The organism is Streptomyces spongiae, assembly GCF_009377185.1.
Taxonomy (GTDB): Bacteria; Actinomycetota; Actinomycetes; order Streptomycetales; family Streptomycetaceae; genus Streptomyces; species Streptomyces spongiae.
Map to the genome: position 1 here is coordinate 1 of NZ_VJZC01000309.1, position 11,707 is coordinate 11,707.

Below are 11,707 nucleotides of genomic sequence, written 5' to 3' on the forward strand. Positions count from 1 at the left end.
GGGCGGCTGCGGGTGGTTCGTGGTTGCTCGCGCCCACGCGGCGGAGCCGCATGTTCAACCCAGCCCCGCGCCCCTTGAGTTACGTGCAGTGGACGCCCCTTCAGGGGCGCGGGGAACTGCGCGACCAGCCACAGAAAACCGCCAGTCGCCCTCCCTCAGAAGCCCCCGAGCTCCTAGGCGAAAACGACCGTCCGCCGCCCGTTCAGCAGAATCCTCCGCTCGGCGTGCCACTTCACCGCGCGGGCCAGCGCCTGGCACTCGACGTCACGGCCGATGGCCACCAGCTGGTCGGGGTTCACGTCATGGCCGACCCGCTCGACCTCCTGCTCGATGATCGGGCCCTCGTCGAGGTCGGCGGTGACGTAGTGCGCCGTAGCCCCGATGAGCTTCACACCGCGCGCATGCGCCTGGTGGTACGGCTTCGCGCCCTTGAAGCTCGGCAGGAAGGAGTGGTGGATGTTGATGATCCGGCCGCTGAGCTGCTTGCACAGGTCGTCGGAGAGGACCTGCATGTAGCGGGCCAGGACGACCAGCTCGACGTCCCGCTCACGCACGATCTCCAGCAGCCGCGCCTCCGCGTCCGCCTTCGTGTCCTTCGTCACCGGAATGTGGTGGAACGGGATGTCGTACGAGGCCACGAGCTCGGCGAAGTCCGTGTGGTTGGACACCACGGCCGCGATGTCCACCGGCAGCGCGCCGATCCGCGCGCGGAACAGCAGGTCGTTCAGGCAGTGCCCGAACTTGCTCACCATGAGGACGACCCGCATACGGTCCTCGGCCCGGTGGAGCTGCCAGTCCATGTGGAAGGAGTCACCGATCGCCGCGAAGCTCGCCCGCAGCTTGTCCACGGTCACCGGGGCCTCGGCCGAGAAGTGGACCCGCATGAAGAACAGACCCGTGTCGTGGTCGCCGAACTGCTGGCTGTCCTCGATGTTGCAGCCGGTCATGAAGAGGTAGCTCGACACGGCGTGCACGATTCCCTGCTTGTCAGGGCAGGAGAGGGTGAGGACGTACTGGTCGGAGCGCGGCGCCGCGGCTCGGGAGGACTGCTCGTTCATGCAGGACAGGGTCCCACACGCGAGGAGGCGCCCCGTAAGGGGCGCAGCCCCAAAGGGGCGCGGGGAACTGCGCGACAAGCCACAGCGAACCCGCAGCCGGAAAACGACCGCAGCCCCTACGGCGAGTACGTAGGAGCGATCACGCCGACCGCGTCAGGATCCGCAGAACCTCAAGCGTCTTCGGCGGAACCTCCGGATCCTCCCCGTCATTCGCCGAGAGACACACATGCGCCTCCCGAGTCGCCCGCACCGCCTCCGGCCACCCGGGATGGTCGAGGTACGCGGAGACTGGCGCGTCCGGCCCCACCTGGTGCATGATCCGCAGCACACGCAGCACGGCGGTGTCGACCAGGGCCGCCTCCTGCTCGTCGCGGAAGATCGTGCCCACGTACTTCTCGGCGGACCAGTTGTCCAGCCAGGTGTCCTCGACCAGCCGGTACACGGCGTCCGTGACGTCCCCGTACCCGTCGACACCGGCCAACCAGACGTCCCGCTGGAACACCGGATCGGAGAGCATGTGCAGCGCGGAGCGCACATTGCTGCGCCAGCGCCACCACGGCATGTCATTCAGTGGCATGCCGCCCATGGTGGATGAGCGACGGCCGCGGCGGGAAGGGTTCTCCGAGTCATGCACAGTCACTGATCGTACTTTCCTCCCTAAAACGCGGCCATCACCCCCCGCAATTCACCTCCACGCCACCTTCTGTTGACTCGGCGGAACGCGTGGGTTGGTGGTGTGACGAAATCGTGCGCACTATGACCGGCACGCGACGCACGCGCCTCTTCCTCCCCGTCCGTAACCGGCCCGACCGCAGCACAGTGAGAGGGACCCGCCCCCGCGCGCGGTCCGTCGCACTGTCCGCGGGCGCGCTGGCGGCCTGTGCGTCACTCGCCGTCGGCTGCGGTGTCGTCCCCGGTACCACGGGGGGTTCCGGGGACGATCCCGTCACCGTCATGACCTGGGCGCCCGAGCAGACCGCCGCCACCAACGAACCCGGCATGCCGGCGATGGCCAAGGCGTACGCCCGCTGGGTCAACTCCCAGGGCGGCATCAACGGCCGCAGGCTCAACGTCCTCACCTGCAACGAGAAGAACGACACCGTGGCCGCCGCGAAGTGCGCCCAGCGCGCGGTCGACGAGGGCGCCGTCGCGGTCGTCGGCTCCTACAGCCAGCACGGCCGGTCCTATCTCTCCCCGCTGGAGGCCGCGGGCATCCCGTACATAGGCGGCTACGGCCTCACCGACGACGAGTTCACCAGCCCCCTGTCCTTCCCCGTGAACGGCGGTCAGCCCGCGCTCCTGGCCGGCCTCGGCGAACAGCTCGCCAAGTCCTGCGGCCCCGTCGTCCTCGTACGCCCCGACTCGGTCGTCGGCGACACGATGCCGGTGCTCCTCGACGCCGGCCTGCGCACCGGACCGCACGCGACCTCCACGGACGAACTGGCCGCCGAGGACGCGACCCAGTACGAGGAGCAGACCCGCAAGGCGCTGCGGCAGGCCACCGCCGACCCCGCGCGGAAGGGCTGCGTGGTGCCCTCTCTCGGGGACCGCACCGACACCTTCATGGACTCCTTCCGGCGCGCCCGCGAGGACTACCCGGGGGTCCGCACCGCCGGGGTGCTCGGCAGCATCGACCAGTCGCTGATCGACAGGTCCGGCGGCACGTACGACGGGACGTACGTCACCGGCTGGTACCCGGAGGAGAACGACAAGCGCTGGAACACGATGAACAAGGTGATCCGCAAGCACGCCTTCGGTGACAACCGGATCGATCCGGCGGACCCGGGCGTGCAGACGACGTGGATCGCGTACACCGTGCTGAAGGCGGTCGTCGAGGAGCTGGGCGACGGCGAGGTGAGCGCGCGCACCGTACGCCGGACCCTCGACCAGGGGATGAAGGTCACCACCGGCGGCCTCACGCCGCCTCTCAGCTGGCCCTTCGACGACCTCGTCGCACCCGGCGGCTTCGCGCGCCTGGTCAACGCGAACGTCACCTTCCAGGTCGTCCGGAAGGGCCGGCTGGTGGCCGCCCGGAAGGGCTTCGTGAGCGTGCTGAAGACCCTGGAGAACGCGACGAGCTGAGAGCGCCCCGGCCTGAGGCAGACCGGGGTCCGGCCGGCCGTCACCGCCGACCGGGCCTCACAGCTGTGTGGGCTGGCGCTGGGTGAGTCCGTAGGTGGACGCGATGGAGTTCCACAGCTTGGCGGCCTTGTTCTTCTCGGTGCTCGCCGTGCCGCTGGCGCGGTTGCCGGCCAGGGTCTGGGGCGTGGAGCGGGCCTGGCCCTTCCTGCAGCCCTTCTTCTTGCCGGTCTGGTCGGCCCAGGCGGCGTAGTGGTTGTCCGCGGAGGCGGATGCCTTCCAGGCGTTGGTGAGCGCGGTGGTCAGCGCGGCGTTGTCCGGCAGCTTGTCGACGGAGAGCTGGGACAGTCGCGTGACCAGGTCGCCCCGCTGCTTGGCCGCGGCCCGCAGATCGGTGGCGGCCTTGGCGAGGTTGTCGCAGCGCCTGATGTCCGCCACCGCGTTGATCACGGCGCTACGGCTGTCGCCGCTGTCCGCGAGGAGCTTGTCGAGGGCGACGGCCTGCTCCTTGGCCGGGTCGGCGGACGCGGACGGCGACTCGGCGGCGTCGGAGGCGGCCGCGACGGGCTTGTTGTCCGCGTTCTGCTTGTCGTCGCCCCCGCCGAGGCTGAGCAGGGCGCCCGCGCCGATGCCGAGAACGGCGATACCGACGCCGACGGCCGCGATGAGGGGGACGCGGGAGCCCGTACGGCTCCGCCCGCCGCCGTCATGCCGGTCCGCGGCCCGCCCCGCGCCTCCGTAGGGCGCCTGCGGGGGCTGCCCGCCCTGCGGGGGCTGGAAGCGGGGCATCTGCTGGGTGGCCCCCGCCCCTTCACCGCCCGGCTCGCTGCGGAAGAGGCTGTCGAAGACGTCGGACTCCGGCCTGGGCCCGGCTCCACCGGGGCCCGCACCCGTCCCGTACGGCTGCGGAGGCACGGGAGCGATGTACTGCGTGGCCTCGGCATCGGGGTTCCCGGGGGCCGCCGCGGGCATGGGGCCGGGGCCTGGTCTGGAGAGGTGCCCCAGGTACTGCGTCTCCTCGGAGGATGCCTGGGACGTGCCGGACACCTCGGGCGGGAGGGCGCCCGGGCCGACCGGCGGGATGTACTGGGTCGCCGCCTCGTCCCCGGGATGGGCGGCGACCGGGGGTATGTACTGGGTGGCGCCCTCGTCGGCCGGGCCGGTGGGCCCCGCGAGCGGCAACGGAGCGCCGCCCTGCGCCGCGGCCGGCGGCAGACCGTCCTGCGGCGGAAGCGGGTTCCCCGACTGCCGGTCGAGCACGCCCGCCTGCGGGGGCAGCGCTCCCGCCGCTTCGGGCCCGGGTCCTGGGTACGCGGGGGCCCCGTACGACGGCTGCTGTGCGCCCTCGGGAGGCAGCGCACCGTCCTGGGGGTAGGGCTGCGGCTGAGGCTGGGCCTGCGGCTGCGGCGCCTGCGCGTACGGCTGCTGGTGCTGCGGCTGTGGTTGCGGTGCCTGCGCGTACGGCTGGTGGGGCTGCCGCGGCTGGGAGTAGGACTGCTGCCGCGGCTGTGAGTAGGACTGCTGCTGCGGCTGGGAGTAGGGCTGCTGCTGTGGTTGCGAGTACGGCTGCTGCGGTTGCTGGTGGGGCTGCTGCGGCGGTGCGCCCCAGCTCTGGTCGCCCCACTCGGCGGCCGGTGCCCCGGCCTGCTGCTGTCCCGGTGCGGACCACGGCTGGGCCGGCGGCGGGGCCGGTGCCGCCGACTGATCCGGGCCCCACGGCTCGTCCCAGGACCGCCCGGAAGCCGGTGCCGCCTGCTGCTCGCCGGGAAGGAGAGGCGCGCTGCCGTCGGAGGGCAGCACGATGCCTTCGCGCGGAACCCGCGCCGAGGGCTCCTCGCCCTGTCCACTCTGCGTCACCGGGACTCCTACGAATGGGGGACCTTCGGAATCATCGGTTAACGCTACCGGGTCGCCGGAACACGGTGCCACGCAGCAGGGGGCGTGATACGTCACGCAGCCTCCCGAGCCCGCAGGTGTAACGAAAGGGCTCTCCCATGCGCTCCGATCGGGCGCACAGCGCCCCTGAAAGGGGCGCGGGGAACTGCGCGAGCAACCACACACAACCCGCACCCCGCAACGAGCCCCAAGCCCGGACGACGCCCCCCCCGAAAACGGCCCAACCAGCGGAGCTAAGCGGCCTGCAACTCCATCCGCGCCCCGAACTCCCGCACCACCGGCTCCTCCGCGAACGGCTCCAGCCGCTGCTGGAAGTCCTCCAGATACTCGGCGCCCCGGTTGGACCGCAGCGTGCTGAGCAGGTCGACCGCCTGCGACGCCGTGTGACAGCCCTGCTCCACCTCACGCTGCTGCACCTGCGCCGTGGCGAGCAGCACGAGACCGATCGCACGGCGCCGCGCGCGGGACTCGGGGTGCCCGTCGAGGGACTCCCGCGCACACCGCGCCGCCGCCTCGGCCTGCCCGAGGTCACGGTGACAGTGCGCCAACTCGTCGGCCAGGTACGCCTCGTCGAAGTGCGCGATCCACACCGGATCGTCCCCGGACGCCGGATCGGCCGCCTCCAGGGCCGTGACCGCCCGCCCGGACGACAACTGGGCCGCCCGCGCGTCACCCATCAGCGCGTGCCCCCGCGCCTCGGCGGCGTGGAACATGGCCTCCGCGCGCGGTGTCACACGCCCCCGGGCCCCTTCCTGCGCCGCGCGCGCCAGTTGCGCGATCTCCCTCGGGTTCCCGAGCTGCGCCGCCAGGTGGCTCATGGACGCGGCCAGCACGTACCCGCCGTACCCGCGGTCGCCCGCGGCCTGCGCGAGCCGCAGCGCCTGGATGTAGTAGCGCTGGGCCAGGCCCGGCTGCCCGGTGTCGACGGCCATGTAACCGGCGAGCTCCGTCAACCGCGCGACCGACGCGAACAGTTCGCGCCCGACGACCTCCCGGTACGAGCCCGCCAGCAGCCCGGAGACCACGCTGTTGAGGTAGTGCACGACGACCGGGCGCACGTGCCCGCTGCCGTACTGGTGGTCCAGGTCCACCAGGGCCTGGGTCATCGCCTTCACGGCGGCCACGTCGGACTGCCCGACCCGCGGCCCGGCCGACCGCGACACCTGCGAGTCGGGCGCGGAGATCAGCCAGTCGCGGCTCGGCTCGACCAGCGCGGACGCGGCGACCGACGAGCCCGAGAGGAAGTCCCGGCGGCCGACGTCGCTGCGCCACAGCTCGCAGACCTGCTCGATGGCGCCCAGCACGGTCGGCGAGAACTGCAGGCCCACGCCCGAGGCGAGGTTCTTGCCGTTGGCCATGCCGATCTCGTCGATCGTGACCGTACGCCCCAGCTTGCGGCCGAGCGCCTCGGCGATGATGGCGGGCGCCCGCCCGCGCGGCTGCTGTCCGCGCAGCCAGCGCGCCACGGACGTCTTGTCGTAGCGCAGATCCAGACCGTGTTCCGCGCCGCACATGTTCACCCGCCGGGCCAGCCCCGCGTTCGAGCACCCGGCTTCCTGGATGAGCGCCTGCAGTCGTTCGTTCGGCTGCCTGGCGACGAGAGGCCTTGCGGCCATGGCGTACCCCCTGTGGCATGCGGTGCCTGCCCACGCACCGAGTTGATGTGTCTTCAGCGACCGGGGACACGAAAAGATCCGGCCTTGAAGATCAATGCCCCGTCGACATGGCGACAATGCGAGGCATGCGAGGATTGCCGGGGTAAAGACACCCCCGGACCCGCTGAACGTCCCCCCACACGTGGCTACCCAGCCCCGCTGACATTCCTCCTGCGCGCCCCCGGATGTGCACCCATGCGCCCCGGGCACCGAAGCGGTGCTCCTCCCCCGCGCATGTGACATCCGTAACCCCTGGTGGCGGCTAGAGTTGTGTTCATCGTGGAAGAGACCATCGCGGGCCCTGATGCTGCCCAAATTCCCCAGCAGCGCGGCGAATCGCTCCTGGAAGCCGCTGTTCGTTACGCCGAAGAACGCCACTGGGACGTGTGCCCGGGTACGTGGCTGGAAGCCGTCGACGGGGTGCAGCAGTGCTCCTGCGGCCAGCCCACGTGCGCCGTCCCCGGCGCACACCCGGCGCGTGAGGACTGGGAGTCCCAGGCCACGGGCAGTGCGACCGTCGCGCGCCGGATGTGGTCCCAGCAGCCGACCGCGTCGATCCTGCTACCGACGGGGCACACGTTCGACGCGATCGACGTGCCCGAGACCGCGGGGTTGCTGGCGCTGGCCCGGATGGAGCGCATGGACCTCACGCTCGGTCCGGTGACCTGGACCCCGGACCGGCGCATGCAGTTCTTCGTGCTGCCCGGTGCGTCGGTGAAGATCCCCGATCTCGTACGGAAACTGGGCTGGTCGCCGCTGTCCCTGGACCTGACGGCGCTGGGTGAGGGCGCGTACGTGGCGGCTCCGCCGACTCGGTACGGGTCTCGGGGGGCAGTGCAGTGGGCTCGCCGCCCTACGCCCGCGAATCGGTGGTTGCCGGATGCGGAGGAGCTTGTTTCTCCGTTGGCTTATGCGTGCGGTAGGGATGGGCGGCGGTAACGCTCCGGGTGGGGGCTGCTGGTCGGTTTCGCGGCTGCGGGCCGTGTGTGGTTGCTCGCGCAGTTCCCCGCGCCCCTGACGGGGCGCGGCCGTGGCCGTAGCGCGGACCCCTATGACGCTGTCTCCTCGTATCGTGAACGCATGACTCAGGGCGCAGTGGGTGGGGTCGCCGTGCGGGTGCGGGGGCTGTGGAAGCGGTTCGGGCAGCAGGCTGCCGTCGCGGGGGTCGATCTGGAGCTGCCCGCGGGGCGCTTCATCGGGCTGGTCGGGCCGAACGGGGCCGGGAAGACCACCACCCTGTCGATGGTCACCGGCCTGCTCCGGCCCGACCAGGGCACCGTCGAGGTCGTCGGGCACGACGTGTGGCGGGACCCGGTGGAGGTCAAGGCGCGGATCGGTGTGTTGCCCGAGGGGCTGCGGCTGTTCGACCGGCTGTCCGGGCGGGAACTGCTGGCGTACACGGGCAGGTTGCGCGGTCTGCCCGGCACCGAGGTCGACAAGCGTGCCACCCAGCTCCTCGACGTCCTCGACCTCGCGGGCGCCCAGCACAAGCTCGTCGTCGACTACTCGACGGGCATGCGCAAGAAGATCGGACTCGCCGCGGCGCTCCTCCACAACCCCGAAGTCCTGTTCCTGGACGAGCCGTTCGAGGGCGTCGACCCGGTGTCGGCCCAGACCATCCGGGGTGTCCTGGAGCGGTACACGGCATCGGGCGCCACCGTCGTCTTCTCGTCCCACGTCATGGAGCTCGTCGAGTCGCTGTGCGACTGGGTGGCCGTCATGGCGGCGGGCCGCATCCGCGCGCACGGCACGCTCAGCGAGGTGAGGGGCGAGGCGCCCTCGCTCCAGCACGCGTTCCTGGAACTGGTCGGTGCGAACGCGCGGGACACCGGGGCGAACCTGGACTGGCTGGGCGGCGGGGCGCGATGAGCACGGCGACCGGAGAAGCCTCGGTCACCCCCGTCGTCGTACGGCTGAAGCTGTCGCTGCTGCGCAACGGGCTGCGGCAGTCGGCCGGGCGGCGGGCCGCGTACATCGCCTCCGCCGTTCTCGTCCTGCTGTTCGCCGCGCTCCAGCTGATCGGGCTGATCGCGCTGCGGGGCAACACGCACGCGGCGTCCGTGGCCTTGCCGCTGGTGGCCGTGCTGGCGCTCGGCTGGGCGGTGATGCCGCTGTTCTTCCCGAGCGGCGACGAGACCCTCGATCCGACGCGGCTGGTGATGCTGCCGCTGCGGCCGCGGCCGCTCGTCCGGGCGCTGCTGGTGGCCTCACTGGTGGGCATAGGGCCGCTGTTCACGCTGTGCATGCTGGTCGGCTCGGTGGTCGCGGTGGCGCACGGCACGGCCGCGTACGCCGTCTCGGTCCTGGCCGTCCCGCTGGGGCTGCTGGTGTGCGTGGCCCTCGCGCGGGCCGTGGCCGCGGCCAACATCCGGCTGCTGACCAGCCGCAGGGGCCGGGACCTGGCCGTGCTGAGCGGTCTGGTGATCGCGGTCGGGACCCAGGTCCTCAACTTCGGGATGCAGCGCCTGGGTTCGGCCGGCCTCGGGCAGCTCGACCCGGCCGCGGACGTGCTCGGCTGGGTGCCGCCGGCGTCGGCGGTCGGCGCGGTGGACGCGGTGAGCGAGGGGTCGTACGGCGTCGGGGCGGCCCGACTCGCGCTGAGCGCCCTGGCGTTGGTCGGGCTGCTGTTCCTCTGGTCACGCAGCCTGACCCGGCTGATGACCTCCCCGGACGGGTCCACGCTCCAGGCCGCCGAACCGGCACGGGACCGTACGCGGACCGCGGGGCTGGGCCGGTTCCTTCCCTCGGGCCGCACCGGCACGATCATGGAGCGCAGCCTGCGGTACGTGTGGCGCGATCCGAAGACCAAGGCGGCGTGGGTGACCTCGCTGGCGATCGGCCTGATCTTCCCCGTCTTCAACGCCCTTCAGGGCACCGGCTCGATCTACTTCGCGTGCTTCGCCTCGGGGATGCTCGGGGTCCTGATGTACAACCAGTTCGGGCAGGACACGTCCGCGTTCTGGATGGTCGCGATGACGATCTCGTCGACCCGGGACGCGTATGTGGAGCTACGCGGGCGCGCCCTCGCGCTGCTGGTGATCAGCCTGCCGTACGCGACGTTCGTGACCGTGGTGACGACCGCGATGATCGGCGACTGGCCCGCGCTGCCCGAGGTACTGGGCCTGTCCTTCGCGCTGCTCGGCGCGATGCTGGCCACCGGCGCCTGGTCGTCGGCCCGCTTCCCGTACTCCATCCCGCAGGAGGGCTACAAGAACGTGGCCCCCGGACAGACGGGCCTCGCCTTTCTCTCGATCTTCGGCGGCATGATCGCGGCGGCCCTGCTGTGCGTCCCGGTCATCGCCCTCACCATCTGGCTCAACCTCACAGCGGACGGCGAGGACTGGACCTGGCTCCTGCTGCCCCTGGGCACCGCGTACGGCGTGGGCATCACCCTGCTGGGCCTCCGCCTGTCGGCCCCACGCACGGCGGCGAAACTCCCGGAGATCTTGACGGCGGTGAGCAAGGGCTAGCCCCGATAGGGGCGCGGGGAACTGCGCGACCAGCCACAACGAACCCGCACCCCGAAAACAGCCCAAAGCTCAACGGCGCTGTCGCACACGGCTACCCCAACGAACCGCACCCATCCAGAAACGGCTCAATAGCGGAGCGCCACGCATCGGGCTGATCGTAGTGAACAAGATGCCCCGCGTCGGCGACCTCCGCGTACTGCCCGTTCGGCAGAACCCGCACCATCTCCTGGGACTCCGCCCGGCCCAGCTCGCCGTCGAGCCCGCGCACGACGAGGGCCGGGCACTGCACCTGCGCGAGCTCCTCCCAGTGCGCGTCGTACACCCAGGTCTCGCGGCTCTTGAGCATCTGGTCGGGGTCGAAGACCGGACGCCAGCCGTCCGGGCACTCCTGCATGACCTCGGCGTAGAACTCCCCGCGGGACGGGTTGGGGCGCTCCACCCAGGGATCGTCCTCGCCGAACCACTTGCGGACGTCGGCGAGTGTGGCGAAGGGCAGCGGCCACGCCTTGAACCAGTTCTCCCACTCGCGCTGGGAGGCCGCGCCCAGCGCGGAGGCCCGCATGTCGCAGATGATCAGGCCACGCACCAGGTCCGGGCGCTTGGCGGCGAGCTGCCAGGCCGTCAGCGCGCCCATGGCGTGGCCGATGAGGACGGCCGGGGCGAGCCCGAGCTGTTCGAGAGCGGCCTCGACGTCGTCTACGTAGGCCTCACGGGTGTACTCCGCCTGGGACGGTTTGGCGCTCTGGCCGTGGCCGCGCTGGTCGAGCGCGACGGCCCGGCGCCGCTCGGAGAGCCAGCGGGCGGTGGGCGCCCAGTGCGAGGCGCGGCCCATCAGCCCGTGCAATAACAGCACGCTGGGCGCCTGCGCGGCCCCGGTGACCGGTTCGTCGGTCGTCTCGCCCCGAGTCCCGTCCCGTGAACCGGACCCCACGACAGGGTCGGTTCCGGGCGACTCGGTCTTGGGAGGGTCCCCGAACTCCCATGCAGCGAGACGTACACCGCCCGCTCCTGTCACGTCGATACGCCGCACCATTGGCACCCCCCAGGCTCCACTCGGACCGCTCGCTCCCGCTTCGAGCCGGCCGGTCCACTCGTCCTACGGCTGTCGTTCTGCTGCTCCTGCTACTGCCTACTCTTGCTGTTGGTGCTGAAGTTGTGTTGCTTCTGCGCGAGGCCGGTGACAACCGACCCTGATTGTTACAGCGTGCGTCCCGCCCGATACGTCACGTGCGCACATATCGGCACACCATTCCCCGGAAGCGCTTCCTTACTTCCCCTGTGCGCTTCCTTCACCCCCGTAACGACCCCCAGGTTATCGAATAAGTATTCGAAGGTGCCGTTTCTGACGGCAACACCCCTCGTTCGAGTGACCCTCCGCCAGGATTGCCCGCCGCCGCCGAGGGGAGATCTTCAGCGGGAGGCGGACCGCTCGGGGAAATCGGTCCGAAGGGGATGACCCTGGGAGCTCGGGGCTCCGGGTCAGCACAGGGGAGGACAGGCCCCGGCGCCACACGGCGCCGGGGCCCTCCACGTCCGAGCGGCACATCAT

General features: G+C 71.3%; 9 protein-coding genes. 4 read left to right on the plus strand and 5 right to left on the minus strand.

Features of this window, described 5'->3' with window-relative positions:
• Positions 1–173: 173 nt before the first annotated feature.
• Together purU and FNH08_RS31565 are read right to left on the minus strand one after the other, a co-directional pair.
• Positions 174–1,058, minus strand: coding sequence for a formyltetrahydrofolate deformylase (gene purU, locus FNH08_RS31560; RefSeq protein ID WP_152774943.1), 885 nt, complete (start codon positions 1,056–1,058; stop codon positions 174–176).
• A gap of 139 nt (positions 1,059–1,197) precedes the next feature.
• Positions 1,198–1,698: an SCO4402 family protein gene (locus FNH08_RS31565; RefSeq protein WP_322725831.1), complete on the minus strand. Its 501-nt coding sequence runs from the start codon at positions 1,696–1,698 to the stop codon at positions 1,198–1,200.
• Positions 1,699–1,814: 116 nt separating this feature from the next.
• Between FNH08_RS31565 and FNH08_RS31570 the strand changes: the two genes are divergently transcribed.
• Positions 1,815–3,140, plus strand: a complete 1,326-nt coding sequence (locus FNH08_RS31570; protein WP_152774945.1) for an ABC transporter substrate-binding protein — start codon at positions 1,815–1,817, stop codon at positions 3,138–3,140.
• Between the two features lie 57 nt (positions 3,141–3,197).
• Here FNH08_RS31570 and FNH08_RS31575 read toward each other — a convergent pair whose 3' ends face one another.
• Together FNH08_RS31575 and FNH08_RS31580 are read right to left on the minus strand one after the other, a co-directional pair.
• A complete protein-coding gene (locus tag FNH08_RS31575; protein WP_322725832.1) occupies positions 3,198–4,994 on the minus strand; it encodes a hypothetical protein in 1,797 nt (598 codons plus the stop codon).
• A gap of 272 nt (positions 4,995–5,266) precedes the next feature.
• Positions 5,267–6,649, minus strand: a complete 1,383-nt coding sequence (locus FNH08_RS31580) for a transcriptional regulator (protein WP_152774946.1) — start codon at positions 6,647–6,649, stop codon at positions 5,267–5,269.
• 318 nt (positions 6,650–6,967) lie between these two features.
• On the opposite strand from FNH08_RS31580, the gene FNH08_RS31585 reads away from it, so the two are divergent.
• The 3 genes from FNH08_RS31585 (at position 6,968) to FNH08_RS31595 (ending at position 10,158) form a co-directional block, all read left to right on the plus strand.
• The gene (locus FNH08_RS31585; protein ID WP_407704491.1) at positions 6,968–7,627 is read left to right on the plus strand and encodes a bifunctional DNA primase/polymerase; all 660 of its coding nucleotides are present in this window, start codon (positions 6,968–6,970) and stop codon (positions 7,625–7,627) included.
• Between the two features lie 141 nt (positions 7,628–7,768).
• Positions 7,769–8,557 (plus strand): ABC transporter ATP-binding protein, encoded by a 789-nt coding sequence (locus FNH08_RS31590; RefSeq protein ID WP_152774948.1) that lies wholly within the window; start codon positions 7,769–7,771, stop codon positions 8,555–8,557.
• Entirely contained in the window at positions 8,554–10,158 is a 1,605-nt protein-coding gene (locus FNH08_RS31595; protein ID WP_152774949.1) for a transporter, read from the plus strand. The genes FNH08_RS31590 and FNH08_RS31595 overlap by 4 nt, the downstream gene beginning before the upstream one ends.
• A 91-nt stretch (positions 10,159–10,249) precedes the next feature.
• Here FNH08_RS31595 and FNH08_RS31600 read toward each other — a convergent pair whose 3' ends face one another.
• The gene (locus FNH08_RS31600; protein WP_152774950.1) at positions 10,250–11,191 is read right to left on the minus strand and encodes an alpha/beta fold hydrolase; all 942 of its coding nucleotides are present in this window, start codon (positions 11,189–11,191) and stop codon (positions 10,250–10,252) included.
• Positions 11,192–11,707 lie beyond the last annotated feature (516 nt).